The organism is Specibacter sp. NPDC057265, from assembly GCF_042668835.1.
Lineage (GTDB): Bacteria > Actinomycetota > Actinomycetes > Actinomycetales > Micrococcaceae > Specibacter.
This window is the reverse complement of sequence record NZ_JBHUYE010000022.1, coordinates 24,892-51,778: the sequence shown is the minus strand read 5'-3', so window position 1 is coordinate 51,778 and position 26,887 is coordinate 24,892. Positions and strand designations below refer to the sequence as shown.

Below are 26,887 nucleotides of genomic sequence, written 5' to 3'. Positions count from 1 at the left end.
GGAGGAATTCGAGCGTATCTACTATGATGAAAATTCCGGCTCGTTACCCGACGCTGCCGCCCACAAAACGGCGGCATGATTTCCGGGACGGTTCATATTGATGATTGCGTAGGTGTGGGTGCGTGAGTGAGTGTCGATACCGATGACGTAGTCGTATTTTTCTGCCACGATGGTCATAGCGGTGATCCTTCTTTCCAGTCGCGTGCCGTTATTGGTGGCACCGGTCTGGTATTGAAGTCTTGTCCGGCAAATCTCTAATGAGGCACGCAACCGCGTGGTTGCGGCCAACCTTTTATCAAGCCACGGCAAGGGGTCAGGCTGGTGCCGCCCCCTCAGGCGGACGAGTCGTGGAAAAGTCACCTGAAGCTCAGGGACTGATGTAGCGCGAGTCACGTATTCGAGGGCGAAACCAATCCTGCCAGCGGGTACCAGACCTGCCAACACCCATTAGAGATGTAGCGAGATTACACACCTACCCCCGGACCGCCCGTACCACCTACCCGGACTGGCCGTACCCTAAAGTCGTATTTGCCACCTGACCATCCACCAAGACACAGCGAAACCGGCAGCTGTTTCTGACATGGCCCGGCCTGAGCGGATCACGGCATCCACCAGATGGTCTCGGAGCCTGCTCGTGGAACGTGCCCGAGCAGGGACTTGGGTGGTGGATACAAAGAATGACGGCCGCTGGCACTGCAACTCTTGGCAGTACCAGCGGTACTTTCGCCACAACACTTCAATCCGGCCGGCAACGGGAATGTCGCGGATGCGTTGGAAGCGGCGTTCCTTCCGGCGTGTGGCCACGACACCACAACTCGGGCTCCCGGGCGGTTGCTCGCTTTCAACAAGAACTTGGCGGTAACCATCATCAGTCACGGTTGTTGATATGACGTGGTAGTCGGGCAGGTTGAAAAGGGTTGTGGCAGCGTCGACTACCAAAACGGTAGGCTCGTTCAAGGCTCGTGGTCCTGTTCCAAGTTGAATGCTTAGACACATTCATCCCAGCAGGGCCACGGGCCCTTTGCAAAGCTAAATCAAGAACTCAAACCCCCACCAACCACGAAGAGCCCCAAAACAAAGCCCCCGGCTCAAAAAATTACATCGTGATGTCAGGAGCCCTGAACCCTAATTAAAAGAGAACAAACAACCAAAAATATACGAGTATTGGTGGCATTCGTATGTGATAAATCGTTAGACATGTAGAACACTTGTCAGATTTTCGACAAGGTGTCCTGCCACAACTTGATGCCCCGCAGGACTGAGGTGGAGCTCATCGTAAAAGTATTTTGACTGGCCGTTAACTATTTGCTGAACGTCGATTAGTGGAATCGCATAATCTAGCGCCGTCTGCTTTAGGAGTGCAATCCATTGCCGGCGTCTGACCATTCCTCTGCGGAACCAGTCCTCACGTTCGTGATAGTTCTGCTTAAAAATAGGGTCGGTCTCATAGTCTCCTTCTCTATATGGCGTCGTCGCGAAGACTAGATGTAGACCCAAATGCCGCGTGGTTGAAACTAATAACTTAAGCACTGACTCTGCTGAAGCCATGCCGCGAGGAATGTCTACGTGACCCGCTTCCCCCGGAGGAAGAATTGTCGCACCGCGAGGTGTATTGCTCCAATAAGATCCCTGTTTATAAAGGTAGTCCCGATCGCTATGGGGTCCGAAGAATACGATCGTACCGCCCGGACCCGTCAAGGGGTAAACTTTATTGAGGATCACATTAATGAGCTGAAGTGTAGTAGAACCCGAGTAGCCGCCGTTTCGAAACTGAACGGAATGTCCTGCTTTGATTAGTTCCCGCTCAGCAACGGAAATGAACCGGTCCTGTTCGGGGCTATATACTGATTCGACAAAAGAATCACCGAGAAAAATTACCTGTCGAGGATCGGGCATCAAAGAATTCCCGGTTTCAATAAAGCCATTCAGGTCCGTGCGGCAACGAAAAGGTCCAGACCCCAGTGTCCCGTCAGTGCGCGCCAGATACTCCGGCGTGGGAACGCACATTTGGTCACTACCGGGCCTGTATTCTTTTAGTCTGATTACGCGCTTAGCCATACGTACTCCCAAATAAACTATTTTTTAAATTAATGAACTAACAAACGGATAAAAAATGCATAATATCACGAGGTGAGTACAGGATCCGCTACAACTCTCCCTCTAATTTCAGGAAACCCTGGCAGTCCACAAAGCTCTTCCTGTAGCTTGGAATAGTAGCTGGGCTGGTAGTGAAGGGGGCCGGGCCCCCAGGGATGATCGGCATCTCCTATGAGTCCAGCCGACAATCCAGAAATCTTAACCACGTCCATAACTTCACAGAAAACAGCCTCTAGTTTTTCCCAACGAAGATTGAGTGAACTTATTTCTTTGCTAGAAAATCGCCCAATTTTGTCGGTAGTGACGTACAACGAAGTTGCCCTAGCCTGGTTAACTACTATCAGACTGGAAGGAAAACTCTTCTCCCTAAATCTCTTGAACTTTATTGCGGCTGCTCTGAACTCCTCAATGTATTCTTCTTCATTATTTTTCATGCTTATAACCAATGGGTCATTTAAGGAACTGTAATAATCGGACGCTTGAAGCTTCCACTTATTGTTTGTCACCAAAGATTCACCCAGCTTCAATGCACCGTATTTGGCATCGGCCAAAAAGTCGATCAAAATAATGTCAGGAGAGTCTTCCGCGAGCTGTTTAAGGAACGATTTATCAAAGTCTTTCATCGTTATGGCTCGGGAGTGACGATCGAGATCAGAAAACTCGTCCTCCGATACGTGAACGGGGGAGGACATTAGCGATGTCAGGCTGCTCTGATAATATTCACTGTGGAGTGTATATAAATCTTTCCATTTGGGAACTAGTTTGGAATTAAATAAGTCGCGTGTAACGCAAGCTCCAAACACAGCTATCTGTGGCTTTTCGGCTTCGCTCGTGTCTTTTGTAAATTCTATGGTTCTGCCGGTATCTTTACTGAAAACTGAGTCGCCAAACCGCGCGCTAATGCGGACATTGTAAAGCCCGGGAAGTACGTGGCTGGCACTTACGCCCCGATATTTGAGTGTTGCAAAATATGATTTTGTATAATCATTCCATATATCGTCTATCATGGAGCTTGTTATTGCACGATGATCGCTAGCCAATGGTATTGTGTACTGCGTATCGCCCGTCTTGGGGTCGGAAAGAACAATGTAATAGGAAACGTCGTTATAATTGGGCGTCGCAAAACCTGGTTGTATAAAGTAGCCGCTTATGAATATTGTCTTTGATTCTAAGCGTAACTCTTCAACGTTGAAGATGGTGTCCTTGGAATCGAATCCGAGCGGGGAACGCCTAATAATACAAATGCCTGATTTGCTAGATGATATCTTGACGAGATCGTTTTTGACGATATTCCACGAAGATATACTCTTTGCTGACGTCGCCGGAACTGTTTTTTGTACCCCGCCGTGCTGTACGGATAATTTTAGGTAGGAAACTCCCAACGGAACAGCATCTAAATTGATTCCCTTAAACCCCGGTGTGGCAATAGCTGCATGAGAGTAGTCGCAGTACTCTGCCTCGTAATACAGATAAGAGAGGTTTGGATCTTTTACTGTTCCAAGGGAAAGGTGCCTTGAACCTTCAGGTGAGTCTAGGACCAGGTTTACTCTGACGCTCGAGTGTGACTCGGCTGCATTGCCCTTGACAAATGAATGCCCTTCAATGAAGAGCCGGTCATTGTCAATATCTACGCGTGTGAGGCTTTCTACAACTTCAGTTCGTTTACGTACATCGTCGATCGTTGGCTGTCGAATTGAGGATTGAAAAGCATCCGATCCATTGGTGACCTTGCCGAATTGGGGAACAGCTCGCTCGGTAATTGAACTTAGAATTGATATGATCAACGGTACGTTGTATCGTGAGACGATGCTATGACCGTCTACTATTGGACTTTTTGTTTCTATATAGTTAAAGTTTGAATATTTTGTGAGTCTGTCTATATAGGGCGCAACCTGATCCGCGTGTTGGGGATCGGCTTCCGATGAAAAAAGATAAATATTTCTCATCATCTCTTGATCACTAGAGATAAGGTCCGTTAGAGTTGCATCGAGTTTGTCAATCTCCTTTGCGGTTCCACTGCCCGTCATATGTTGGAGGACGGTAGGCCAGTGTTTATTTATATATGTCCCAATTTGGAACTGCGGGACTACGGAAATGATGGCTCCGTAGTTATATCTAAGCCCATAATAAATTGCCGCCGATCCACCCTTGGAAAATCCAGCCACAGTAACGTCACTTGTATTTAGTCCGAGGTTGATCCTAAATTTCTCTATTAGATCGAAAACAGCACGTTCAATCTGGTCGTTCATGTGCGTATTCAGATAATAACTGTAGTTATCATAGAATCGGTCTTGAATCCACAGTATATTAGCTCTTAGGCTGTCGGAGCTGCTGCCACTGAGGTCATAAGTGTCTTTCTTGCGAAATCCGGAGAATATCACAATTAGGTGCCGTCTGTCTTGCTTCGCTGGACGGAACTTGTAATCAATGTCAATATCTTTAGGGCTGTTGACACAGGTAGGATCTTCAGTGACTTTGTCACTGGTTTGATGCACTGTCTTTTCGGCATTAATGTTATTTGGAATCATTATTTACTTATCCTCGAGATAATCTTGGCTTCAATGATCTGGGCGTTTGCCGCGATTAGGTCATCTGCAACGTCGATTTCGACTGCATAGAAGGCGCTGATGTCCACTGGAGCCCACTGGACGTCGTCATTTTTGACAGTGAGCTCGACGCCACCTTCAAAGTAGTCTTGCTCGTCGACTGTCTTGAGGCGCTTTATCAGGGCCTTCTTGTCCTGCTTAGCCACATAGTTGATTCCCACAGCTTCACCTAGGGCAATATTTTGCGGGACGCGCTTGGAGAGTTCTTTGATGTAGCCGTCCTCGCCAACCGTGTACTTGACCTCTTCATCTGAAACGGACGAGACGTCTACAGTAATGAACGACTTGCCGGCAGCCATATGAGGTCGCAGCAGTTCCAGTATGGCTGGGTCAAAAACCACATCACCGTTCAACCACAGCACTCCGCCCTTGGTGGAGTTTGCCAAAGCCTTGAGCAGGCTCTTTGAGGTGTTGGTTTGATCAAAATTCTCGTTGTAGACAAAAGACGCATCCGGAACATGTTCCATGACTTGTTCCATCTTGTAGCCCACCACAATGGTGAGGCGAAGTTTTTTGCCAAACACGGCTCTCAAGTTGTCCACTTGCTGCTGCATGATGGTCCGGCCGTCCACCAGCTTGGTCATGGGCTTGGGATGCGGTCTGGCCAAACGCGTACCCATCCCCGCGGCAAGGATGACCACTTGCACCGTCATGAGCTAAATTCCACGAGGCGCTTGCCCAGGCCCACGAGCTCGGCGATGGCCGCTACGGTGCGTGCGGCCGCCTGGCCATCGCCGTAGGGATTGACGGCTGTGGCCATCAAATCAAAGTATTCGTTATCCGTCAGTAGGCCGTTCACTTCATCGACAATGGTGTCTTCCTCAGTGCCGATCAACTTCACTGTTCCTGCCACCACGGCTTCGGGGCGTTCGGTGTTATCCCGCATGACTAGGACCGGCTTCCCCAAGCTGGGCGCCTCTTCCTGCACTCCGCCCGAGTCGGTCAGGACCAGGTGGGAGAGGGCGATCATGCGCGTGAACTCACCATAGGCCAGGGGCTCCGTCACGATGACGTTGCTCTTGTCCCTAATGGCTGGCAGGACCGCTTTGCGTACCAAAGGGTTCTTGTGGGCCGGCAGCACAATCATCAGGTCCGGATGAGCGTCAGCCAAGCGCGCCAGAGCGCTCCCCACGCCCCGCATGGTGTCGCCTTGATTCTCCCGGCGGTGCGTGGTGACCAGCAAAATTTTTTGGCCCGTGGCGGCCAGCTTTTCAAGGGCTGGGTCCGTAAAGGGGACCTGCTTGTTCACCGTGGACAAGAGCGCATCAATGACCGTGTTGCCCGTGACCACGATGTCAGCCTCGGCAACACCTTCGTTCAAGAGGTTCTGCTTGGATGTGCCGGTGGGGGCCAGGTGCAAACTGGCGATTTGCGTGGTGATTTTCCTGTTCGCCTCCTCCGGGAAAGGAGAAAACAAGTTGTGGCTGCGCAGACCTGCCTCGGCATGCACCACGGGGATGCCGCGGTAGAACGCGGCAATGGCGGCAGCCGTCGACGTGGTGGTATCGCCTTGGACGACAACCACGTCCGGTGCATTCTTGGCGAATAAATCATCCAATCGTTTGATGGTCCGGGACATGATGCGGGACAGGGTCTGTCCCTGCTTGAGGATCTTCAAGTCATGGTCCGGCGTGATGTCAAACAGCTCGTTGACCTGATCCAACATTTCGCGGTGCTGCCCGGTCACCGTCACTACGCACTCAAAGTGCTCCGAAGCCTTCAAAGCGGCCACGATGGGCGCCATTTTGATGGCCTCCGGTCGAGTCCCATAGATCGGCATGACAATAGGCATAGTTCCCCCACTAAGTGAAATAGTATTCATCAAAGATTAGCCGAGAATTTACCCGGCCTTCGCTGTGCCGCTGTTATGGGGGCGTTAGCGAATGGGGGAGTCGCACTCTGGATTGACAATGACCGTGGCCAAGCCGGCGCTCTCAATCACAAAGCGCTTGAGCCACTGCCCTGCTGAGAGTTGCGGCTCAGTGGCAACCATCTGCACTTTTGACGGTGTGCATTGCCGCATCAAACGCTCTGAACGAACCACATGATATTTGGATGTCACCACCACTATGGAATCCCAACCATACTGCGTGGCTAATTGGCCAATAACATCGGCCTCGCCGCGGGTATCCATGCTGGAGGGCATAAAACAAATAACGTCCGGGTAAATGGCCTTGTTGCTGTGGGTATCGCAGTACTCGTCTGCTGTGGCGTTGCCTTTGGTGTCCGTATTGGAAAGAACCAAATACGGGGCATCAATTTCGGACCGCACCAGCATCGCGTCCAGCAGACGCTCCTTGCTCGCCCCACCCAGCATGACCACGGCATCGGCCTGGGTTGGCGTGGGCGGGTGCACATTGTAGAAAAGCTGGAAAGCCGTCACCAGCCACACCAGTGCCAGCGCAACCACGGCAGCCAGGGACCAGCCCAGCAGGGGCCGTTTGTTGGTGGTGGGCATGTCTTTAGCGCAGCAGTTCCACGCCGGGAAAGTCCAACTCCGGGAACAACGGGACAAGAGCCAAGGCCAGGCACACAATAGCAACCACAGCAGCGGCAGTGAACAGCAAAGCCAACACCCGGCGCTTGTTGCGAACCGAGTTGTCAATGTTGCGGTTCAGCCGCCGGAACGACGGCTGGGCAACACGACGGCGGCCACTTGCTGGCAGCTTCTTGGCCCGGGACATTGCACTCCATCAGTAATTTGCGGACTTTGCCCAGAATTTGTGATTTTAGGCCGGTGGATAGTCTACCGTGACCGGCTCAGACCAAGGCGCAGTCCGGCACCGTTCCGCCATTCCCCGCTGCACCACACGCCTGCGTGGATTAAGCTGGCCGGATGAGAACTGAATTCCTCCGCATCCATGGCCAAGAGCTGTATTCGGAAGTTGCCGGCGCGGGGGAGCCTGTTTTGCTGCTCCACGGGGGATTTTGTTCCCTGGAAAACCTGCGGGAACTGGCCAACACGCTGATGCAGGAGTACCAGGTTTTTGCCTATGAACGCCCAGGCCACGGGCGCTCGGCCGATCTTGCCGGTGACTACAGTTATGCGCGCGGGCTAACTGACACGCTTGCCTACCTTGACGCCCAAGGCTTGAAGTCGGTGCATGTGGTCGGTTACAGCGACGGTGCCATCCTTGGCCTCCTGCTGGCCTTGGAACACCCGGAACGGGTGCGTTCGCTCGTAGCCGTCAGCGCCAACTTGGATCCCGACGTCTTCACTCCGGCCGCCGGAGACGGCCCACGGTTGGACGCCCCGCCGCCGTCCGCGGCAGTGGGGGAGCAGGAGCCGGATTTGGAGCGCCTGCACTACGGGCGGCTTTCCCCGGATGGTGCCGGCCATGCCGAGGTGGTGTTGGCCAAACTCATGCGCCTGTGGACCACTGAGCCCCGGATTGAACCGGCCCGTCTTGCGTCCATCACGGCGCCCACGCTCATCATGTCAGGGGACCGGGACTCCATCCCGCCTGCCCACAGCCTGCTGATGGCGGCCTCCATTCCGGGCGCGCAGCTGGCCATTGTGCCGGGAACCGGCCATGGGCTGATTGCTCAACGCCCGGAGCTCATCCATACCCTCATCCGGGACTTCCTGGCCCAGGTGTGACGCACGTGGGCTAACCCCGCGAGCGCCGCAGCAGCCACACAAAGTAGGGCCCGCCAATGAGGGCAATCATGAGTCCGGCGGGTATTTGAGCCGGGGCGATGAGGGTGCGGCCCAGGATGTCGGCCACGGAAACCAGCAGGGCGCCCAGCAGCATGGAGACCGGGATGAGCCTGCCGTGCCGGGCTCCCACCAGGGCGCGCGCCAAGTGCGGCGCCACCAGCCCCACAAATCCGACCGCGCCAATGGCCACCACGCTCAAGGATGCCAACACGGCAGCCACGGCCAGCAGAAGCAAACGTGTCCGCTCGGACCGGATGCCCAGAATGCGCGGGGTGTCCTCATCAATGGCCAGCAGATCCAGTTGGCGGCGCATGAGGAACAACAACGGCACAGCAAGGACCACCGCCATGGCCACCGGGGCCACATCCGGGAGCGTCCTTCCGTAGGTGGTGCCGGAGAGCCAGGTTAAAATCCGGGGCGTGTTCCACGGATCGGCACGCAGCAGCAGGAAAGTGGTCAGGGCGCTGAGGCCATAACCACAGCCAATGCCTATCAACACAAAACGATCCGGCAGGAATCCGCCCCGCCACGCCAACACGGCAATCAGGGCGAAGGTGGCCAGTCCCATCACCACCGCCATGATGATCAGCAGGGGACGTCCGCCAGCCCCGGAGGTCACCACGCTGACGGCGCCCAATCCGGCCCCGGCAGTGATGCCAAGCAAACCAGGCTCCGCCAGCGGATTGCGCACGCTCGCCTGCACCACGCAGCCCGCCAAACCCAGTGCCGCGCCCGCCAGGGCGGCGGCGGCAACCCGCGGTCCGCGTTCATTCAATGCCCGGGCAATCAAGTCAGGTGCGTCGCCTTGGAACCACAACCCCAGATCGCCCAGACGCAGCCAAAGACTGCCTGCCAGCAGCCCCAACACCACGGCTATGAGCAGCAGCACCGTGGCGCTCAGCAGGGCAATGAGAAAGCGGCGGCGGGAGTGGATGCCCACGCGCGTGTGCGGCGGTTGGCGGATGGGTCCGGAATCCCGCATCCGCAGTGCGAGGATGACAATCACCACCGCGCCCAGCATCGCCGTCGGAATTCCCGTGGGGATGGAGGTGGCGCCTTCAGCGCTGAGGATGCCGCGCAACACGGCGTCGGCGAGCAGGATCAACAACGCGCCCAACAATCCCGACACCGGCACCAGCAACAGGTGCCGGTGCAGCGCCTGCACGCGATTGGCCAGGAGGCGGGCCAGGACCGGGGCCCCCAGGCCCACAAAGGCGATGGGCCCGGCCAGGGTGACGGAAATGCTGGTCAGCAACACGGCGCAAATCACGGCCATGAGCCGCGTTGAACGGATGGGCACACCCAGCGTTACCGCGGTGTCGTCGCCCAGCTTCAACACGTCCAGCCGGCGGCACAACAACAGCGCCACGCACAGGACCACAATGATGACGGGTGCGGCCCGGACCGAGGCGTCAAGGTTCAACTGGGCCAGGGAGCCGCTGCCCCAGGCGAACAGGCCGGTGGTGTTTTCCTTGAACAGGATCAGCAACATGGCCGTGGCGGCGTCCAGGGCCATGGCCGTGGCCGAGCCCGCCAAAATAAGCCGGGTGGTCCCATTGCCGGCGCTGTTCCCGGCCAGGCCCAGCACCAAGGCAGCTGCCAGCAGGCCGCCGACAAAGGCCACGCCGCTGGAGGCCCACAGCGGCACGGCCAAGCCGAAGGCGGCCACGAGCGAGAGCGCAAAGTAGGAGCCGGCCGTGACGGCCAAGGTGTCCGGGGACGCCAGCACGTTCCGGGTGATCGACTGCAGCAGAACGCCGGCCACACCCAGGGCAAAGCCCACCGCCACGCCGGCAAACAGGCGGGGGAGCCGCGAGCCGGTCACCACATCACGTACCGGCACCCCACCCACGCTCTCCTGCGCTCCGTTGAGCAGACACAGCAAATCACGCGGACCCACACCGGAGGTGCCCTGGGTCAAATGCCACAGACCCACCGCCACAATGGCAAGGGCCAAAATGCCCAGCACGCCAAGCCCCGCGGCAGTGCCGCGGGGCTTGGCGTTGGGCTGCAAGGGCTGGGCCTCAGCCCTTGCGGTGTGGGAGGGAGCGCTCACCCCTCGAGTGCGTCGACGAAGGCGTCAATGGCCTGCTGGCATGACAGCGGTCCGCCGGCTCCCCAAACCCCTGCCGGGAAGGCGTAGGCCCGGTTTTCCTTGACGGCCGGAAGTGCGCTCCAGATCGGGTTCTTGGCCAGTTCCTTCACGTAGCTGTCCGCCGTGTCGTCGTTGGAGTAGAACAAGTTCGCCGTACCCACCGCCGTCAGGCCCTCAATGTCCGTCTGGCCCAAGCCGTAGGACGGGTCCACGCCGCCGCTGCCGTAGCTCTTGTCAATTTCATCGGTCCAGGCGGTCTTCATGCCCAGCTCTTCGCCGAGCGCGGTGAACAAGGCACCCTTGCCATAGGGGCGGATGGTGACGTTGCCGCCCTCAATCCAGCCGTCAAAGAACAGGAAGTCCTGCGTGGGCAGCCCGGCAGTTGCCACCTTCGCCTTCGCGTCGCTGAGGTGCGCATCAAAGCCGGTCAAGACCGCTTCGGCCCGCTCGGTGCGGCCCGTGGCCTCGGCGATCATGGAAAACACGTTTTTCATGTTGCCAATGGGATCGGCGCCATTGGCGCCGAGGGTGGCCAGCACCGGCACGCCGCGCTGCTCCAAGGTGGTGATGAGTTCATCGTCGGCGCTGAAGGCTTCAATGATGATCAAATCGGGATTTGTGGCGTAGAGGGTGTCCAGGTCGGGCTCGCCGCGGGTGCCAATGTCAGCCACACCCTCGGGGATGGTCTCGGCGCTGACGTAGGTGCCGTAACCGGCGGAATCTGAAACGGCAACGGGGGCCACGCAGAGCGTGAGCGCGTCCTCAATCTGTTGCCATTCCAAAACGGCGATCCGTTCTGCGGGCTTGTCCAGTTCCACGGTGCGGCCCACGCCGTCGGTCAGGGACACGGCGTCGGTGGAGGTGGCAGTGGTGTCCGCCGAGCAATCCTGGGAGGCGGCTGCGACGGTGTCATTTCCGGCGCTGTCAACAGTGGTGGTGCCGCAGCCGGTGAGGGCCAAAGCGGCCACGGCCAAGGTTGCCGCGGCAGCCGTGAGGGAGGGAATACGGAGCATGGGTGATTCTTTCAGGTTGGGAGCTTTAGGAAAAATGGGGGGATCCGGCGCGCACCCGGGACGAATGGCGCCCCAGCGGATCAATGCGGAGCCGATGGGCGCGTTCATCGAAGCTGACCTCCACACGGATGGAATAGACCTGGCCAATGTTGCCGGCGGTGAGCACTTCCCGGGGAGGGCCGGACGCGTGGATTTTTCCTGCGGACAGCAGGAGCAAATCATCTGCAATGCGGGCTGCGTGGTCCAGATCGTGCAACACGATGCCCACGGCCACGCCATGGTCGTCGGCCAGCTCGCGGACCAGATCCAGGGTTTCCATTTGGTAGCGCAGATCCAGGTGGTTGGTGGGCTCATCCAACAGCACCACACCGGTCTCCTGCGCCACGCAGGCTGCGAGCCACACCCGCTGGACCTCGCCCCCGGAGAGTTCCCCGACCGGCCTGTCGGCCATGGCGTCCACTCCCGTGGCAGCCATGGCATGGTCAATGGCGCTGCGGTCCTTGGCATCCAGCCCGGCAAAACCACGCCGGTGCGGGTGGCGGCCAAAGGCCACCACCTCACGCACCGTCAATCCCTGGGGAGCGGGCCGGGACTGGGAGAAAAGAGTGACTTCCTTGGCAAATTGGCGGGCCGAAAGCAGGGCTGCGGGCCGCTTCGCCGCACCGTCGCGCCCGCCCAATGCCACGTGGCCGGCATCCATGCGGTGCAGGCGGGCCAGGGAGCGCAGGAGTGTGGACTTTCCGCTGCCATTGGGGCCCACGAGTGCCGTCACCCGGCCGGGTGCGAGGGTGAGGGACACGCCGTCGACCACTGTTTGCTTGCCATAGCGCAACACCAGCTGTTCCCCCTGCAGGGACGTGCCCGGCATCATGGTGCGCAGCCGGGGCGCGGCGCACGGGCGCAGTGGTTGGCGTGCAGCAGGGGTGCGGGGTGCATGGGTACCTCGGGCAGAAGCGGAAAATGTGACGGCGTGCAGGCCCATCCGGGCCAGCGGCATGCGCTTCCCGCAATCACTTACTTAGGGTCGCCTTGCCTAACAAAGTATATGGTTGCCCGGGAGTGTCCGCAATCGTGAATTCAGGACACACCACGCGGAGTAACGGACACGCGCCCTTTAACGCACCGGGCCCATGAACGTGCCCGGGGTGGCTCCCATGACCTGCCGGAAGGCGGCAATAAAGGAGCTGGACTGGGCGTAGCCCAGCTGCTCCGAGGTGCTGCGGATGTCCCAACCCCCGGTCAGCAGTGCCAGCGCCTGATGCATGCGCACGGCACGCCGCCACTGGGCAAAGGACAAGCCGGTGCTGTGGCGGAAGGCGCGCGTAATGGTGCGCCCGCTGATGCCCAGCAGCAGGGCCCAGTCCTCCAGCGAGCGGCCATCGGCGGGGTCATGGAGCAGCGTCTGGGTGATCGGATCAATCCGGCTGTCGTCCGGGACGGGGAGTTGCCGTTGTTGCCTGGATGGTTTGAGGACGTCGAACACCACTGACTCGGCCCGGGCCCGGGCCGCAGGGGAAAGTTCAGTGCTGGCCAAATGCCTGAGCAGGGATTCCAGCAGCGGGTCCATGGTGATCACTGTGGGCGCATCGAAAACCACCGGGATGCGGTGCGGGGTGAAGAAGGCGCTATGGAATTGAACGTTGGCGGTAAGCCGGCCGGCGTGGATCAATCCGGCAGGCAGCCAGAGGCCTTCGCCCTTGGACACCGTGAACAGTTGCTCTGCCACGCGTGCGCTCAAGGTGCCGTTGCCCACCCAGACCAATTCATGCAGGGGGTGGCGGTGCGGTTCCCATTCCAAGGGGGAGTGCACATTTTCCGATTCGGCATAAATGGCAAAGGAATCACGCATGTTCTGCGGCTGGCTCTGTCCACGGCGCACCACGGTGCTGGGCTCCCGCGGCCACGCACCGGGCCCGGCGGGCGGAGAAAGTCTCATGCGGGCGAGTGTACCGTCAGCGGTTGTGCGCCGGCGGCCGGCGGGGAAGTTGGTGTTGATGCCCATCACATGTGTATTCTTATTTGGCCGCCACTATCGGCGGCTGTCATCGGGATTGTAACTTTCGGCAATAACCTGGGACGCCACGCCTCTCGCATCCATGTGCAAGGGGCGATCCGTCTGCATCTGTCCGAGGTTCATCCAGCACTGCGCACTCGCGCGGGCCGCCCATGCTGCATCACAGTGGCTTCCTTTGGAAGCAATGATTCCCCGGCTCAGATTCTTGTCTTGACAATGCAGTCAAGACGCGAACGTTAAGGAGTCGCAGTGTTTAAGCAACTATCAAAGATCGGCAAGGCATTTATGCTGCCGATCGCCATTTTGCCGGCCGCCGGTTTACTGCTGGGCGTGGGTGGCGCATTGTCCAACGCCACCACCGTCGAGGCCTACCCCATCCTGGACAACAGCATTCTGCAGGGCATTTTTGGCGTGATGTCAGCCGCCGGAGCAACGGTTTTTGATAACTTGGCGATCCTGCTCGCCGTGGGCCTGTGCATTGGTTTGGCCAAGCGTGACAAGGGCACCGCAGCCCTTGCCGGCGTGGTTGGCTACCTGGTCATGGTTGCCACCATCAAAGCGTTGTTGGGAATCTTCACCCCCGATGCGGCCGCCATTGACACCGGTGTGGTGGGCGCGCTGGTGGTGGGAGGGGCCGCTGTCATGCTGCACAACCGCTTCCACAACATCCAGCTTCCGGCCGTGTTGGGCTTCTTTGGCGGCTCGCGCTTTGTGCCGATTGTGACCGCCTTTGCCGCCATCATTGTTGGGGCCGCGTTCTTCATTGTCTGGCCCCCCGTTCAAAATGCCCTGGTGGACGCCGGAACAGGCATTGCCAGCATGGGCGCCTTCGGCACCTTCCTCTACGGAACCCTGCTGCGTCTTAGCGGTGCCGCGGGTCTGCACCACATGATCTACCCCATGTTCTGGTACACCCCGCTGGGCGGCACCGAGATGGTCAATGGCATTCAAGTGGCCGGTGCGCAGAAGATCTTCTTCGCCCAGCTTGCCGATCCCAACCACGTGGGCCTCTACACCGAAGGCACCCGCTTCTTCGCCGGACGTTTCGCCACCATGATGTTTGGCCTGCCGGGCGCGTGCCTGGCCATGTGGCACTGCATCCCCAAGGGCCGCCGCGCCAAGTACATGGGCTTGTTCGCCTCCGTGGCGCTGACCTCCTTTGTCACAGGCATCACCGAGCCCATTGAATTCATGTTCCTCTTTGTGGCCCCCCTGCTGTACGTGGTCCACGCCATCTTTGACGGCCTCTCCTTCCTGGTGGCCGATCTGCTCAACATCAGCATTGGCAACACCTTCTCCGGCGGCCTGATCGACTTCCTGCTCTTTGGTGTCTTCCAAGGCAATGACCGCACCAACTGGCTGCTGGTCATCCCCGTGGGCATTGTGTGGTTCTTCCTGTACTACTTCACCTTCAAGGTTTTGATCAAGAAGTTTAAGTTCGGCACGCCCGGACACCTTGAAGACACTTTGGACAGCGAGGACGGCACCCCGGCCGCCGTCGACGCCGGGTTGGTTCCCGCCCCCGTGGGCGGCGCCACCGCCGGAACAGCCGTCCAACGTGAGGCCGCCCAGGTGCTCGCCGCCCTGGGTGGGGCTGCAAACGTTGATGACGTTGATGCCTGCATCACCCGGCTGCGCGTGTCGGTGAAGGATCCAGCCCAGGTGGACAAGGATCAGCTGCGCAGGATGGGAGCCGCCGGCGTCTTTGAAGTCAGTGGCGGCGTGCAGGCCGTCTTTGGCGGCAAGGCCGTCCTGTACAAAAACGCCATTAATGAGACCCTGGGCCTCGACGACTAATCTCCAAGCAAGCGCTTGAAACCATAAGGAGTCACTTAGATGTTGAAAATGTTCAAGAAAAAGGGCGAACAAATCTTCGCCCCCGCAGCCGGTGCCGTCCTGGCCCTGGCGGATGTTCCCGATCCCGTGTTTGCCAGCGGCGCAGTGGGCGCGGGGTTCGCCGTCGACCCTGCCGAGGGTTCCTTTGTGAGCCCTGTGGACGGGGAACTCATTTTGCTGGCAAAAACCCTGCACGCCTTCGCGGTCCGCACCGACGCCGGCGCGGAAATCCTGGTCCATATTGGCATGGACACCGTCAAACTCAAGGGCGAGGGTTTCACCGCCCACCGTGCCAAGGGTGAGCGTGTGCAGCGCGGCGATGTCATCATCAGCTGCGACCTTGCGCAGATGGCACCCCTGGTTCCCTCCATGGTGACCCCGGTGCTGGTCACCAATGGCAAGGATTTTTCCATCGCCGAGACAGCCCTGGACGCCGCCGGCGGGGCCCCGGTTCTGACAGTTCGGAAGAACTAACATGTTGCCCGTCACGGGAGCAGCATCATGGAACTAAACCGCGCGGGCGCGGCCACCATAAAAAGGGTGTACAACAACAACGTTTTACTGGCCGGGCTGGGTGATGGCAGTGAAATGATCCTGGTGGGCAAGGGAATTGGCTTCAGCCACAAGCCCGGGGAGCCTGTGGACGTCGAGGCGGCGGACCAACGGTTTGTTCCCGACGGCAGTTACGCGGCCAGCCATGTTGCCGGGGTGCTCGGCGATGCACCCCTGGAGCAGATCGAAGTGGTGCAGGAAATCATGGCGCTGGCCCGGACGGAGCTGAAATTGGAGCCCCGGCAGTCGTTGCTGGTGCCGATTTTGGACCATTTGGGTTTTGCCGTGCAGCGTGCCCGGGAGAGCATGAAGGTGGACTTTCCGCTCCGCTGGGAAGTGGCCCAGCTGTACCCGGCCGAAGGGCAGCTGGGGCGTCGGGTGGTTGAGCTCGTCAGACAGCGGCTGGGCGTGACCTTGCAGGAGGAGGAGTGGGTGGCGTTTGCCCTGCACTTTGTGAACCAGCAATGGTCCAAGGCTGACTTCTCCAAGACTGTTTCCATGACCGAGACCATAGCCAGGACATTCACCTTGCTGTCCGTGCGCTGGGGCAAAAACATCGATGAGAATGGGCTCAGCGCTGCACGGTTTGTGACGCATTTGCGGTACTTGTTTGCGCGGTCCATTGAGGGCGCACCCGCCGATGTGATCCAAATGGATGTCCTGACGGCCATTCGGCGCAGCTACCCTGAAGCAGCCGACGCGGCACTGGAGACAGCCAAGCTCATTGGCGGTGCCCTCCGGCGGGATTTGGGGGAGCAGGAAATTTCCTACCTGGCCTTGCACACTGCCCGGCTCTATGCCGAGATGCACACTATTGAGGACAAAAAATGATTGACATTGCTGACGCCACTGCCGGAACGGGCGTTGTGGCGGGGTTGGGCTACGCGCCGGCCCTCTGGGTCAAAGCTGCGCCTGTGCTCCCGGCGGGCCATGACGCCGTGCTGGATGAAAGCCTCCGGGACGCCGAAACCGCACGCTGGCACTCGGCCGTGGAGACGGTGTCCGCCCGCCTTGCACGCCGGGCCCGGCACGCCACGGGCGCGGCCGCCCAGGTGCTCGAGGCAACGGCGGCCATGGCCGGCGACACTGGATTGCGGCGGGCCGCCACCAAGTCGCTGACGGCCGGCACCACCGCCGAAGCCGCCACTGATGCGGCGGTGGAGCAGTTCATGGCCAAGTTTCACAAGCTGGGCGGCCTGATGGCCGAGCGGACCGCCGATTTGAAGGACATCCGCAACCGCGTCATCTCCGAGTTGCTGGGATTGCCCGAACCCGGCGTTCCCACCCCGGAAAGCCCCGTGATCCTGCTGGCCGACGATTTGGCCCCTGCCGACACGGCAACGCTGGATCCGTCCCTGATCCACGGCATTGCCACCCGACTGGGTGGACCCACCAGCCACACCGCCATTATTGCCCGGCAGCTGGGCATTCCCTGCGTTGTTGCAGCCGCCGGTCTGGGTGCCATTGCCGACGGCACAGTGGTTTTGTTGGATGGGGCAGCCGGGACCGTGGAAGCAGGCAGCGACCCTGCCGCGGCGCAGGCCCAAGTGCACGCCGATGCTGCGCGTCGGGCAGCCCTGCAGTCATGGCAGGGGCCGGGCCGCACCCAGGACGGAACCGCCGTGGAGCTTTTGGCGAATGTCCAGGACGGTGCCGGCGCACGGGCCGCCGCAGCTTTCCCGGCGCAGGGCGTGGGCCTCTTCCGCACCGAGCTGTGCTTCCTGTCCGCGCAGGCCGAACCTTCCGTGGCCGAACAGGCGGATATTTATGGTGAAGTCTTTGCGGCATTCGCGGGCCGCAAGGTCATTGTGCGCACCTTGGATGCCGGCTCGGACAAGCCGGTGCCGTTCGTGGCGCATCCCGAGGAGGAAAACCCGGCGCTGGGTGTGCGCGGCATCCGGCTGGGGCAGGCCGATCCCGGATTGCTGGAACGGCAGCTGGACGCCATTGCCCTGGCTGCGCAACGGCAGGGCATCAGCGCTGCCAAGGCCATGGCGCCCATGGTGGCCACCCTTGACGAGGCCCGGGCCTTTGCCGCCGCCTGCCGCGCACGGAACCTCTCGCCCGGCATCATGGTGGAGGTGCCCAGTGTTGCGCTGCTGGCCGAGGCCTTTTTGGCGGAGGTGGACTTCATGTCCATTGGCACCAATGACCTCACGCAATACACCATGGCCGCCGACCGCATGGCACCGTCACTGGCGGCGCTGACGGATCCGTGGCAGCCGGCCGTGCTGCATTTGATCCGCTCCGCCGCCGCAGCCGGCCGCAGCCTGAACAAAGCCGTGGGGGTGTGCGGTGAAGCGGCAGCGGATCCGCTCCTGGCCTGCGTTTTGATGGGTCTGGGCGTCAACAGCCTGTCCATGGCTCCCAACGCACTGGCCGCCGTCGGACTGCAACTGCAGTCAGTGACATTGACGCAGTGCCAGTTGCTGGCCCAGGCGGTGCTGCGCTGCACCACCGCGCGTGAGGCCCGCACCACGGCCCGCGGAATGCTTTCCTAATTTTTTTCAACAGTTACCCCAAGGAGTACAGAGAATGAACCAGCAAACAGTTGCCGTGGGATCCAAGGTTGGCCTGCACGCCCGCCCGGCGGCCACGATTGCCCAGGCCGCAGCCGCCTACGACGATGAGATTCTGCTGAGCATCGACGGCGGGGATGAGGTGGATGCCAGCTCGGCCCTGATGATCATGACCCTCGGGGCAGACGTTGGAGCGTCCGTTACGGTTGAGTCGGAAAATGCCGACGCCGTTGCCGAGATTGCCGCGCTGATTGCCAAGGACCTGGACGCCTAAGGCAGCTTTGAAGCAGGCCAGCAATGGTGGCCAAGAGGCCCCCCGGTTTTTATGAACCGGGGGGCCTCTTGCCTGGGCGGGGACAAAATGTGCTTGTCGAGCCCAGGGAGAGGGTATATCGTTAAGTATCGCTGAGTATCGTTCGCGTTCTACGAAGGAGAGCATGATGAACAATTCATTCCCCGCAGGCGGCTTCATGGGCAACGGCTTCGACGGCATGTTGCAGGCAGTGGAAGAGTTCCGCACCCGCTTCGAAAAGCGTTCAGGCACCCGTGCCGGCAGGGGGGAACTGCGCTCGGCGGTCCTGTCGCTCCTTGCCGAGCGGCCCATGCACGGCTACCAGATCATCCGTGAAATTGAAGAGCGCAGCTCCGGCAGCTGGAAGCCCAGTGCCGGCTCGGTCTACCCCACCTTGCAGTTGCTGGCCGACGAGGGCTTCATCAGTGCCGAAGAATCCAACGGCCGGAAGATCTACTCCTTGACCGAGGCCGGCAGGGAAGAAGTTGCCGGCACTGAATCAGCGGCACCGTGGGAATCAGCGGCCGCCGGCGGTGGCTTTGCCGCACTTCCCAAGGCCGGGGTGGAACTGGCCCAGGCCGCCGCCCAGGTGGGCCGCTCAGGAAACCAAAAGCAAGTGCAGGAGGCAGTTGCCGTGCTCGATGAAGCACGCCGCCGCCTGTACTCCATCCTCGCCCAAGACTAGGCGTGGAGGCTGGCGCCCGCCCCACCGTCCTGCACTTGGCGCACACGGCAGGAAGCGGACGTGCCCGGTACCGGCGCATCATCCGTTTTGCCGGATGGAACCTGGCCATCACCTGGTGGTATGAGCTGGTTCTGCCGCGCCTGGGCCTGCGCTTTATTGCCGAGCGCACCCGGGTGCGGCGCATGCGCCGGTTCGCCCAAAAATTTCACGTCCTTGCCGTGGATCTGGGCGGGCTGATGATCAAGGTGGGACAGTTCATGTCCTCCCGCCTTGACGTGCTGCCGCCGGAAATCACGAACGAGCTCAAAGGGCTTCAGGACGAGGTGCCCGCGGTGCCCTTTGCCGCCATTCGGGCCCTCGCGGAAGCGGAGCTGGGCGGGCCGCTGGAGCGGTTTTTTGCGTCCGTGGCGGAGGTTCCCGTCGCTGCCGCCTCGCTGGGCCAGGTGCACCGTGCCCGGCTGCACCCGGACGACGCCGCCGAAACCGGCCTCAGTGCCGTGGTGATCAAGGTCCAGCGTCCGGGCATAGCCGGGATTGTTGAAGTGGACCTCGCTGCCCTGCGCAAGGTGGGCGGCTGGCTCAGCCACGTCCGCCTGGTGTCCAACCGGGCCGACGCCCCAGCCCTGGTGGAGGAGTTTGCGCAGACCAGCAGGGAGGAAATCGACTACCTCCACGAGGCGGCCAACTCCGAACAATTTGCCGCCGACTTTGCCGACGATCCCCGGGTGCGGGTTCCAGCCGTGGTGTGGGAGCGCAGCACCCGCCAGGTCCTGACCCTGGAGGATGTCACGGCCATTAAGATCGCCGACACCGCACAGTTGCAGGCGGCCGGGATTGACCCAAAGGAGGTGGCGCTGGTCTTTGCCGAGGTCATGTTCAGGCAAATGTTCACCACGGGTTTCTTCCACGCCGATCCGCATCCGGGCAACGTGTTCATCACCCCCGCGGCCGGACCTGGGCCGTCCCGGCCCTGGACATTGACCTTCATTGACTTTGGCATGATGGGCCAGGTCCCGGCCTCCACCCGCTCGGGGCTTCGCAGGCTGCTGATTGCCGGCGCCGCGCGCGACGGCAAGGGCATGATTGCCAGCCTTGGCGAACTGGGCGTGCTGCTGCCCACGGCGGACACAGCCGAGTTGGAGCGGGCGGTCTCAGCGACCTTTGCCCGTTTTGGTGGCATGGGATTTGCTGAACTGCGTGAGGTTGACCCCCGCGATTTCCGGAACTTTGCAGCGGAGTTCGGGGACCTGCTGCGCACTTTGCCGTTTCAGCTGCCGGAGAATTTCCTGCTGCTGTTCCGGGCGGTGTCGCTGACCTCCGGGGTGTGCAGTTCCTTGGATGCCAGCTACAACGTGTGGGACTCCGTGGAGCCGTTCGCCGCCCAACTGCTGCGCGACGAGCGCGGGAATCTGGTCCAGGACCTTGCCAAGGAGGCCCTGGAGGCGGGGAGCTTGGCGTTGTCGCTGCCTAAAAAGGTCTCGGGGCTGGTGGACCGCCTTGACGAGGGAAAGCTGCAGCTTTCCACGCCCCGTCTGGAGCGGCAGGTGCAGCAGCTGAACCGCGCGGTGAACCGCATCTCGCTGGTTTTGGTGTTCGCCGCCCTCATGATCGCAGGCGCCCTTGTCCGGGCCAACGATGAAATCCTGGGCAATGTGTTGTTCATTGCCGCCCTGGTGCCCCTGCTGCCGGTGCTGGCAGGCGGACGCCGGTGACCGGTGCGTGCACAGTGCGGCGTAACCGTTCTCAGCGCTGCCAATCGTTTCTCAGCGCTGCCAATGGTAAGGCACGGTGGTGGAGACCTGCAGCAGCCCGCAACGTTCCAAAATGGGGCGGGAATCCTCGGTGGAATCACTGTGGATGAGGGTTTTTCCCAGCGCCTGCGCGGACCGGGCCCTGGCAGCGGTCAAGGCCCGGTAAATGCCCCGCCCCCTGTAGGCGGGCAGGGTGGCGCCACCCCAGATTCCGGCAAAATCGCTGTCCGGCACCGGCTCCAGCCGGCCGGCACTGACCATCAGGCCATCAATCTCCGCCACCCACAGCTCCATGCCGTCCCGACGGTCCAGGCGGGCCAGCAGGGAATCGGCAATCCGGATGCTGGTCCTTTCCCCAAAAGCCTCATCCACCATGGCACTCATGGCGCGCACCTGGGCCTCCTGCGTGACCTTGCGCAAAGTCACGCCGTCGGGCGGGGAAACAGGAACACACAGACCGGCCACGGGACCCACCATGATGGATTCGGCAGCCTCCGGGACAAATCCCTGCGCCAGCAAAGCCTGCCCCAGGCCCGGTGCGGCGTCGTGCAGGCGGGTTTTCCACTCCACCTTCTCAATGCCCGCATCCGCCCGGTAATGCGCCAAGGCCCCGCCCACCAGCCCGGGCATGTCCGCGGCCGCCACACCCTTGAGGTTTTGGTACGTGATGAAGCCCAGGCCGCCGGCAAATGTGGCCAGCCGCAGCGGCCCCAGCCTGGCCACACTGAGCGCACTGGGCGTCTCGGCGTCGGTGCGGAGCTGTTCGTCATAGGCTTTGAGGTACTGCGCATGGAGTGTCATTGACCTCAGCTTTGCAGCTGCCCGGGCCTGCCGGCAACAGTGGGTCCCCCAGGCAGGTTCCGGCAATGTCAGCTGCACCGGATACGGTTAATCCATGACCCTCATCGTGGCCCAGCTTTCTGAAACCGAACTTTTGGCGCGGATTTTTCCGCGCCTGCACAGTGGCACCTCCATGCTGCTGGGACCCGGTGATGACGCGGCCATCATTGCAGCCCCTGATGCGCGCACGGTCATTTCCATTGACACCCAGGTCCAAGACAAGGACTTTCGCCTGCTGTGGCCCAACGGCAGCGCCTCCTCCGGCTTTGACGTGGGGTGGAAGGCCGCGGCCCAGAACCTCAGTGACATCAACGCCATGGGCGCCGTCGCCACCGCCATGGTCATCAGCCTCACCCTGCCCGGTCCAACCCCGGTCAGCTGGGTTGAAGAGTTCGCCGAGGGACTGAGCGCGGCCACCGTGGCCCTGGGTGCCGGGCAATGTTCCATGGCCGGAGGCGATCTTTCCGGGGGGAACGAAATTGTGGTGACGGTGGCAGTCACCGGTTCCCTGCAGGGCCGCCAGCCCGTGCTGCGCAGCGGCGCCAAACCCGGAGACCGGCTGGCGGTGTGCGGCAATGTGGGCCAGGCCGCGGCAGGGTGGGCGCTGCAGGAAAGCCCGCTGGACCCGGCCAGGCACACCGCAGCCATGGCCGCGGCTGCGCAGCTGTTTGCCCGGCCCCAGCCGCCCCTGGCCGCTGGCCCCGCCGCAGCGCTCGCCGGGGCCAGCGCCATGCTGGACATTTCCGACGGTTTGCTCCGGGACGCCGGCCGGATTGGCACAGCCAGTGCAGTGGCTCTGGACTTTGACGGCCAGGCGCTGCAGGCGCTGGCGGAAAAGCTGCGTGAGAGCGCCAACGCCCTCGGGCTGGACCCGCTGGCATGGGTGCTGACCGGAGGCGAGGACCACGGGCTTTTATGCGCTTTTCCGGCGAGCGCTACACTGCCGGCGGGCTTCTTTGAGATAGGCTCGGTAGTGTCTTTTGAGTCCTCAGCAACGGGGCTGACCGTGGACGGTAGGAATTTTGAGGGCGCCTCTGGTGGCGCCCGGGGATGGGATCATTTTGCAGTCTAAGATCACCGCAACTGCACCCGTGGTCCGCCGCTGGCTGACCATGGCGGAGCAGACGTTGGCCAATCACAGCGACAGGCTCAACGCCATTAACATTTACCCGGTGGCCGATGCTGACACAGGCACCAACCTGTATTTGACCATCCGCGCAGCCGCCCAGGCCGTGGCGGAATCAGAACCCGCGGACGTGGGCGCCACCATGGCGCTGGCGGGCCGCGCCGCCATGGAACAGGCCCGGGGAAATTCCGGCACCCTCATGGCGGTGGCGCTCGCAGCCATGGCCGAGCCCCTGCACGAGGCGACCCGCCTCAATGGGCCGCTGTTGGTCGCGGCCCTGCACCGGGCCCAGCTGCGTGCCTGGTCCGCCCTGAGTGATCCGCTGCCGGGCACCATCCTGTCGGTGCTGGAGGCCGCCGCCCGGGGCGCAGCCTCCAGCGAGTCCCACCTGCACAACGACGAGTCCAACCAGGCACTGGCGGACACCATCAACGGTGCCGTCAACGCGGCCCGGGAGGCGGTGGTGTTGACGGAATCGCAGTTGCAGGTGCTGAGCGAGGCGCGCGTGGTGGACTCCGGCGCCGTGGGTTTTTTGTTGATCCTGGACTGCCTGCGCTCGGTCATCCTGGGGGACCCCCTGCAGGAGGACCTGCTTGACGGGCTCTCCGGCTACAACGTGCAGGATCCCAACATTGCCCTGACCATGCCGGCGCAGGACGGGGTGGAGATCATGTGCACCATTTTGCTGACCCCGCTGGCAGCTGCGGGGCTGCGGCGCGAACTTGATGAGCTGGGGGATTCGGTGATCATGAGCGCCGTCTCCGAGGAGGCTGATGAAATGGGGGCCTACCCGTGGCGCGTCCATGTCCACGTGCCGTCGGCGGCCGTGGCGCTCGCTGCCATCCAGGCTGTGGGTGATCCCAGCAATGTGAGCATTTCAGCCCTGACCGCCAATGCCATTGAGGACGCCCATGACTTCCTCTAGTCCAGCGGACCCGGCAGCGGGCGGACCTTCACGGCCGCGCACCGAGCTGGACCTTGAGCTGTCCCGCCTGGTGGGCGCCGCCTCCGCCAAACAGGTGGCCAAGGCCCTGGACATCACCACGGTGGGCCAGATGCTCCACCACTTTCCGCGCCGCTACATTGCCCGCGGTGAACTGACGGATTTGGACCAGTTGACAGTGGATGAGGAGGTCACCATCCTGGCCAGGGTGGTGACCTCCCAGACCCGGTACATGCAAACACGCAAAGGCATCATCACGGACGTGGTCATCACCGACAACTCCGGCCGCCCCTCCGGACTGGTCATCAGCTTCTTCAACGGCTTCAAGGCCAAGACCGAACTCACCGCGGGGGTGCTGGCCATGTTTTCCGGCAAGGTCACGTATTACCGCAACAACATGGTGTTGACCAACCCCGGCTATGTCCTGCTGCCCGATGACGAGCTGGCCGAACATGAGGCGGAGTTCCATGCCGCCAAGCCCGTGCCGGTGTACCCGGCCACGGCCAAGTTTCCCAGCTGGAAATCCCAGCACATCCTGGATTCGCTGCTGCCGGTCCTGGAACTGGAGAACATTTCCGATCCCGTGCCGGCGGCCATTGCGGCCCGGGAAAAGCTGCTGCCGCTCGCTGAGGCCTACCGGGAGATCCACGCGCCCGCAAGCATGGACAGCTGGCCGCGGGCCCGCAAACGCTTCCGCTATCAGGAGGCGCTGGCGCTGCAGACGGCGCTGGCGCAAAAACGCCACCAGGCCCGCACCCAGGACGCCACCGGCCGTCCGGCGGTGCGGGCGGGCCTGCTTGACGCCTTCGACGCCACCTTGCCCTACACCCTGACTGCAGGGCAGCAGGACATTAGCGCCACCATTGCCGCGGAGATGGCCGCCGGACACCCCATGCACCGCCTGCTCCAGGGCGAAGTGGGCTCCGGCAAGACCGTGGTGGCGCTGCGCGCCATGCTGCAGGTCATTGACGCCGGCGGCCAGGCAGCTTTTTTGGCCCCCACCGAGGTTCTGGCCGCCCAGCATCTGCAGTCCATCACGGCGCTGTTGGGCCCATTGGGGCAGGGCACGCTGCTGGGCGGGCCGCATGCCACCGAGGTGACCTTGTTGACCGGCTCCATGCCGGCGGCCGCCAAAAAGAAGGCTCTGCTGGCTGCCGCATCCGGGGAGGCCGGGATAGTGGTGGGCACCCACGCCCTGTTGTCCGACAATGTGCAGTTCGCCGATCTGGGCTTGATTGTGGTTGATGAACAGCACCGTTTCGGTGTGGAGCAGCGCGATGTGCTCCGGGCCAAGGCGCTGAAGCCCCCGCATGTTTTGGTCATGACAGCCACCCCCATCCCACGCACCGTGGCCATGACGGTCTTTGGGGACCTGGAAATGTCGGAGCTGACGGAGCTCCCGGCCGGCCGCACCCCCATCCGCACCCACGTCTCGCCCCTGGCCGAACATCCGGGCTGGGAACCGCGCGTGTGGGCGCGCACCCGGGAGGAGATCGACGCCGGGCACCAGGTCTATGTGGTGTGCCCAAAGATTGGCGACGACCCCGATGCACCTTTGCAGGGCGTCGCGGACGAGGACGTGCCGGCGGCGGAGGGGGACACCCGTCCCATGGCCGGAGTGCTGGAGGTCCTCCAGTACCTGCGCGGCAATGCCGCCCTGGGGGGCAAACGCATTGAAGTGCTGCACGGGCGGCTGGATTCCAGTGACAAGCAAGGCACCATGGCCGCCTTCGCCCGCGGTGAAATTGACGTGCTGGTGGCCACCACCGTCATTGAAGTGGGGGTGGATGTGCACAACGCCACGCTCATGGTGATTTTGGATGCCGACCGCTTCGGGATCTCCCAACTGCACCAGCTGCGGGGACGGGTGGGACGCGGCGGTCATGAGGGCACCTGCCTGCTCGTGACCAGCCTGGAAAAGGACCACCCCTCCCGCAAGCGCCTGGAAGCGGTTGCTGCCACCAGTGACGGTTTTGTGCTGGCCCAGCAGGATTTGGAAATGCGCCGCGAGGGCGACATCCTGGGGGCCAGGCAGTCGGGGGGCAACAGCGGGCTGCGGATGTTGAGCGTGCTGCGCGATCAGGACCTCATTGAGCGGGCCCGCCAGGACGCCACGGCCATTGTGGACGGCGACCCCGAACTAAAAGCCCACCCTGCCCTTAAACTTGAAATTCAAATGTACTTGACGGAGAAAAATGAGGCTTTCCTTGAACGTGGCTGACGTGGGGCCGGTGCCGGCATGAGCCGGATCGTGGCGGGCCTGGCAGGCGGCAGCAAACTGCTGTCCGTACCCGGTGATGGCACCCGGCCCACCACCGACCGGGTGAAGGAAGCCCTTTTTTCGCGCCTGGAAGCCATGAACATGCTGGCCGGCACGCGCGTGCTGGACCTCTATGCAGGGTCCGGTTCGCTGGGGGTGGAAGCCGCCAGCCGCGGGGCCGACTCCGTGGAACTGGTGGAATTCCATGAAAGGGCCGCCGCCGTGTGCCAGCGCAACGCCGAGCTGGTCAACAAGGTCCTGGGCGGCAAAGTGGTCTCGGTGCAGCGCTCCCGGGTGGAAACGTTCCTGGCCAGGGCTGCCGAAGCCGGGGTGGACCAGTGGGATCTGGTCTTCATGGATCCGCCCTACCCGCTCTCCGAACGGGATTTGTCCCTGGTATTGGAGCTGCTGGGCCCGCGGCTGAGCCCTTTTGCCGTGGTGGTGGTGGAACGCTCCGCCCGCACCCCGGAACCAATCTGGCCCCCCGCACTGCAACGCCTGGCCGAGAAGAAGTACGGGGAAACCCGCCTGTGGTTCGCCGAGCCCAACGCCACACCCTAGCGCGCAGCCCCGCACCGAAGTAGGGTGGGAGCATTT

At 61.4% G+C, this 26,887-nt stretch carries 24 protein-coding genes and 1 pseudogene; 12 read left to right on the top strand and 13 right to left on the bottom strand.

Annotation, left to right across the window (positions count from 1 at the left end; translation table 11 throughout):
• Positions 1-69: 69 nt before the first annotated feature.
• The 8 genes and pseudogenes from ACFUCV_RS13190 to ACFUCV_RS13155 all read right to left on the bottom strand — a co-directional run.
• A pseudogene (locus tag ACFUCV_RS13190) lies at positions 70-177 on the bottom strand (IS110 family transposase); the annotation flags it as partial.
• Between the two features lie 339 nt (positions 178-516).
• The gene (locus ACFUCV_RS13185; protein ID WP_380816442.1) at positions 517-996 is read right to left on the bottom strand and encodes a transposase family protein; all 480 of its coding nucleotides are present in this window, start codon (positions 994-996) and stop codon (positions 517-519) included.
• Between the two features lie 195 nt (positions 997-1,191).
• Positions 1,192-2,058, bottom strand: coding sequence for an SGNH/GDSL hydrolase family protein (locus ACFUCV_RS13180; protein ID WP_380816440.1), 867 nt, complete (start codon positions 2,056-2,058; stop codon positions 1,192-1,194).
• Positions 2,059-2,123: 65 nt separating this feature from the next.
• The gene (locus ACFUCV_RS13175; RefSeq protein WP_380816438.1) at positions 2,124-4,625 is read right to left on the bottom strand and encodes an accessory Sec system protein Asp2; all 2,502 of its coding nucleotides are present in this window, start codon (positions 4,623-4,625) and stop codon (positions 2,124-2,126) included.
• Positions 4,625-5,356, bottom strand: coding sequence for an NTP transferase domain-containing protein (locus ACFUCV_RS13170; protein ID WP_380816436.1), 732 nt, complete (start codon positions 5,354-5,356; stop codon positions 4,625-4,627). Before ACFUCV_RS13170 ends, ACFUCV_RS13175 begins: the two co-directional genes overlap by 1 nt.
• The gene (wecB, locus tag ACFUCV_RS13165; protein WP_380816434.1) at positions 5,353-6,495 is read right to left on the bottom strand and encodes a non-hydrolyzing UDP-N-acetylglucosamine 2-epimerase; all 1,143 of its coding nucleotides are present in this window, start codon (positions 6,493-6,495) and stop codon (positions 5,353-5,355) included. The genes ACFUCV_RS13170 and wecB overlap by 4 nt, the downstream gene beginning before the upstream one ends.
• Before the next feature lie 84 nt (positions 6,496-6,579).
• On the bottom strand, positions 6,580-7,161 hold the full coding sequence (locus ACFUCV_RS13160; protein WP_380816432.1) for a YdcF family protein: 582 nt from the start codon (positions 7,159-7,161) through the stop codon (positions 6,580-6,582).
• Positions 7,162-7,165: 4 nt separating this feature from the next.
• Positions 7,166-7,387, bottom strand: coding sequence for a hypothetical protein (locus ACFUCV_RS13155; protein ID WP_380816429.1), 222 nt, complete (start codon positions 7,385-7,387; stop codon positions 7,166-7,168).
• A gap of 152 nt (positions 7,388-7,539) precedes the next feature.
• Here ACFUCV_RS13155 and ACFUCV_RS13150 point away from each other — a divergent pair, with 152 nt between their 5' ends.
• A complete protein-coding gene (locus ACFUCV_RS13150) occupies positions 7,540-8,304 on the top strand; it encodes an alpha/beta fold hydrolase (protein WP_380816427.1) in 765 nt (254 codons plus the stop codon).
• Between the two features lie 10 nt (positions 8,305-8,314).
• On the opposite strand, the gene ACFUCV_RS13145 is transcribed toward ACFUCV_RS13150, so the two are convergent.
• The 4 genes from ACFUCV_RS13145 to ACFUCV_RS13130 form a co-directional block, all read right to left on the bottom strand.
• Complete coding sequence (locus ACFUCV_RS13145; protein ID WP_380816425.1) at positions 8,315-10,420, bottom strand: iron ABC transporter permease; 2,106 nt, start codon at positions 10,418-10,420, stop codon at positions 8,315-8,317.
• Positions 10,417-11,472, bottom strand: a complete 1,056-nt coding sequence (locus tag ACFUCV_RS13140; RefSeq protein WP_380816422.1) for an iron-siderophore ABC transporter substrate-binding protein — start codon at positions 11,470-11,472, stop codon at positions 10,417-10,419. The genes ACFUCV_RS13145 and ACFUCV_RS13140 overlap by 4 nt, the downstream gene beginning before the upstream one ends.
• A gap of 25 nt (positions 11,473-11,497) precedes the next feature.
• Positions 11,498-12,343 (bottom strand): ABC transporter ATP-binding protein, encoded by an 846-nt coding sequence (locus ACFUCV_RS13135; protein ID WP_380816420.1) that lies wholly within the window; start codon positions 12,341-12,343, stop codon positions 11,498-11,500.
• 243 nt (positions 12,344-12,586) lie between these two features.
• Entirely contained in the window at positions 12,587-13,408 is an 822-nt protein-coding gene (locus tag ACFUCV_RS13130; RefSeq protein ID WP_380816418.1) for an AraC family transcriptional regulator, read from the bottom strand.
• 327 nt (positions 13,409-13,735) lie between these two features.
• Here ACFUCV_RS13130 and ACFUCV_RS13125 point away from each other — a divergent pair, with 327 nt between their 5' ends.
• From ACFUCV_RS13125 to ACFUCV_RS13095, 7 genes are all read left to right on the top strand, one after another.
• The gene (locus ACFUCV_RS13125) at positions 13,736-15,283 is read left to right on the top strand and encodes a PTS transporter subunit EIIC (RefSeq protein WP_380816416.1); all 1,548 of its coding nucleotides are present in this window, start codon (positions 13,736-13,738) and stop codon (positions 15,281-15,283) included.
• A 39-nt stretch (positions 15,284-15,322) separates the two neighbouring features.
• Positions 15,323-15,796 carry a PTS glucose transporter subunit IIA gene (locus tag ACFUCV_RS13120; RefSeq protein WP_380816413.1) on the top strand — a complete coding sequence of 158 codons (474 nt, stop codon included), beginning with the start codon at positions 15,323-15,325 and terminating at the stop codon, positions 15,794-15,796.
• Between the two features lie 27 nt (positions 15,797-15,823).
• The gene (locus tag ACFUCV_RS13115) at positions 15,824-16,705 is read left to right on the top strand and encodes a PRD domain-containing protein (protein ID WP_380816411.1); all 882 of its coding nucleotides are present in this window, start codon (positions 15,824-15,826) and stop codon (positions 16,703-16,705) included.
• Positions 16,702-18,375 carry a phosphoenolpyruvate--protein phosphotransferase gene (gene ptsP / locus ACFUCV_RS13110; protein WP_380816409.1) on the top strand — a complete coding sequence of 558 codons (1,674 nt, stop codon included), beginning with the start codon at positions 16,702-16,704 and terminating at the stop codon, positions 18,373-18,375. The genes ACFUCV_RS13115 and ptsP overlap by 4 nt, the downstream gene beginning before the upstream one ends.
• A gap of 34 nt (positions 18,376-18,409) precedes the next feature.
• Complete coding sequence (locus ACFUCV_RS13105) at positions 18,410-18,667, top strand: HPr family phosphocarrier protein (protein WP_380816408.1); 258 nt, start codon at positions 18,410-18,412, stop codon at positions 18,665-18,667.
• 166 nt (positions 18,668-18,833) lie between these two features.
• A complete protein-coding gene (locus tag ACFUCV_RS13100; protein WP_380816406.1) occupies positions 18,834-19,370 on the top strand; it encodes a PadR family transcriptional regulator in 537 nt (178 codons plus the stop codon).
• Positions 19,371-19,372: 2 nt separating this feature from the next.
• On the top strand, positions 19,373-21,082 hold the full coding sequence (locus tag ACFUCV_RS13095) for an ABC1 kinase family protein (protein WP_380816404.1): 1,710 nt from the start codon (positions 19,373-19,375) through the stop codon (positions 21,080-21,082).
• Positions 21,083-21,133: 51 nt separating this feature from the next.
• On the opposite strand, the gene ACFUCV_RS13090 is transcribed toward ACFUCV_RS13095, so the two are convergent.
• The gene (locus ACFUCV_RS13090; protein ID WP_380816401.1) at positions 21,134-21,922 is read right to left on the bottom strand and encodes a GNAT family N-acetyltransferase; all 789 of its coding nucleotides are present in this window, start codon (positions 21,920-21,922) and stop codon (positions 21,134-21,136) included.
• A gap of 94 nt (positions 21,923-22,016) precedes the next feature.
• On the opposite strand from ACFUCV_RS13090, the gene thiL reads away from it, so the two are divergent.
• Genes thiL through rsmD form a run of 4 tightly spaced genes read left to right on the top strand, consistent with a single transcriptional unit; the run spans position 22,017 to position 26,851 of the window.
• Positions 22,017-23,033 (top strand): thiamine-phosphate kinase, encoded by a 1,017-nt coding sequence (gene thiL, locus ACFUCV_RS13085; protein ID WP_380816399.1) that lies wholly within the window; start codon positions 22,017-22,019, stop codon positions 23,031-23,033.
• Positions 23,034-23,073: 40 nt separating this feature from the next.
• Positions 23,074-24,012, top strand: coding sequence for a DAK2 domain-containing protein (locus ACFUCV_RS13080; protein ID WP_380816446.1), 939 nt, complete (start codon positions 23,074-23,076; stop codon positions 24,010-24,012).
• On the top strand, positions 23,999-26,251 hold the full coding sequence (locus tag ACFUCV_RS13075; RefSeq protein WP_380816397.1) for an ATP-dependent DNA helicase RecG: 2,253 nt from the start codon (positions 23,999-24,001) through the stop codon (positions 26,249-26,251). The genes ACFUCV_RS13080 and ACFUCV_RS13075 overlap by 14 nt, the downstream gene beginning before the upstream one ends.
• Positions 26,252-26,269: 18 nt before the next feature.
• Positions 26,270-26,851, top strand: coding sequence for a 16S rRNA (guanine(966)-N(2))-methyltransferase RsmD (rsmD, locus tag ACFUCV_RS13070; RefSeq protein ID WP_380816395.1), 582 nt, complete (start codon positions 26,270-26,272; stop codon positions 26,849-26,851).
• Positions 26,852-26,887: the final 36 nt, after the last annotated feature.

What these genes read in the sequence shown, in the direction of transcription:
- ACFUCV_RS13185 (WP_380816442.1), bottom strand. Translation starts at nt 996, where the DNA reads ATGTGTCTAAGCATTCAACTTGGAACAGGACCACGAGCCTTGAACGAG.
- ACFUCV_RS13180 (WP_380816440.1), bottom strand. Translation starts at nt 2,058, where the DNA reads ATGGCTAAGCGCGTAATCAGACTAAAAGAATACAGGCCCGGTAGTGAC.
- ACFUCV_RS13175 (WP_380816438.1), bottom strand. Translation starts at nt 4,625, where the DNA reads ATGATTCCAAATAACATTAATGCCGAAAAGACAGTGCATCAAACCAGT.
- ACFUCV_RS13170 (WP_380816436.1), bottom strand. Translation starts at nt 5,356, where the DNA reads ATGACGGTGCAAGTGGTCATCCTTGCCGCGGGGATGGGTACGCGTTTG.
- wecB (WP_380816434.1), bottom strand. Translation starts at nt 6,495, where the DNA reads ATGCCTATTGTCATGCCGATCTATGGGACTCGACCGGAGGCCATCAAA.
- ACFUCV_RS13160 (WP_380816432.1), bottom strand. Translation starts at nt 7,161, where the DNA reads ATGCCCACCACCAACAAACGGCCCCTGCTGGGCTGGTCCCTGGCTGCC.
- ACFUCV_RS13155 (WP_380816429.1), bottom strand. Translation starts at nt 7,387, where the DNA reads ATGTCCCGGGCCAAGAAGCTGCCAGCAAGTGGCCGCCGTCGTGTTGCC.
- ACFUCV_RS13150 (WP_380816427.1), top strand. Translation starts at nt 7,540, where the DNA reads ATGAGAACTGAATTCCTCCGCATCCATGGCCAAGAGCTGTATTCGGAA.
- ACFUCV_RS13140 (WP_380816422.1), bottom strand. Translation starts at nt 11,472, where the DNA reads ATGCTCCGTATTCCCTCCCTCACGGCTGCCGCGGCAACCTTGGCCGTG.
- ACFUCV_RS13135 (WP_380816420.1), bottom strand. Translation starts at nt 12,343, where the DNA reads ATGATGCCGGGCACGTCCCTGCAGGGGGAACAGCTGGTGTTGCGCTAT.
- ACFUCV_RS13130 (WP_380816418.1), bottom strand. Translation starts at nt 13,408, where the DNA reads ATGAGACTTTCTCCGCCCGCCGGGCCCGGTGCGTGGCCGCGGGAGCCC.
- ACFUCV_RS13120 (WP_380816413.1), top strand. Translation starts at nt 15,323, where the DNA reads ATGTTGAAAATGTTCAAGAAAAAGGGCGAACAAATCTTCGCCCCCGCA.
- ACFUCV_RS13115 (WP_380816411.1), top strand. Translation starts at nt 15,824, where the DNA reads ATGGAACTAAACCGCGCGGGCGCGGCCACCATAAAAAGGGTGTACAAC.
- ptsP (WP_380816409.1), top strand. Translation starts at nt 16,702, where the DNA reads ATGATTGACATTGCTGACGCCACTGCCGGAACGGGCGTTGTGGCGGGG.
- ACFUCV_RS13105 (WP_380816408.1), top strand. Translation starts at nt 18,410, where the DNA reads ATGAACCAGCAAACAGTTGCCGTGGGATCCAAGGTTGGCCTGCACGCC.
- ACFUCV_RS13100 (WP_380816406.1), top strand. Translation starts at nt 18,834, where the DNA reads ATGAACAATTCATTCCCCGCAGGCGGCTTCATGGGCAACGGCTTCGAC.
- ACFUCV_RS13090 (WP_380816401.1), bottom strand. Translation starts at nt 21,922, where the DNA reads ATGACACTCCATGCGCAGTACCTCAAAGCCTATGACGAACAGCTCCGC.
- thiL (WP_380816399.1), top strand. Translation starts at nt 22,017, where the DNA reads ATGACCCTCATCGTGGCCCAGCTTTCTGAAACCGAACTTTTGGCGCGG.
- ACFUCV_RS13080 (WP_380816446.1), top strand. Translation starts at nt 23,074, where the DNA reads ATGGCGGAGCAGACGTTGGCCAATCACAGCGACAGGCTCAACGCCATT.
- ACFUCV_RS13075 (WP_380816397.1), top strand. Translation starts at nt 23,999, where the DNA reads ATGACTTCCTCTAGTCCAGCGGACCCGGCAGCGGGCGGACCTTCACGG.
- rsmD (WP_380816395.1), top strand. Translation starts at nt 26,270, where the DNA reads ATGAGCCGGATCGTGGCGGGCCTGGCAGGCGGCAGCAAACTGCTGTCC.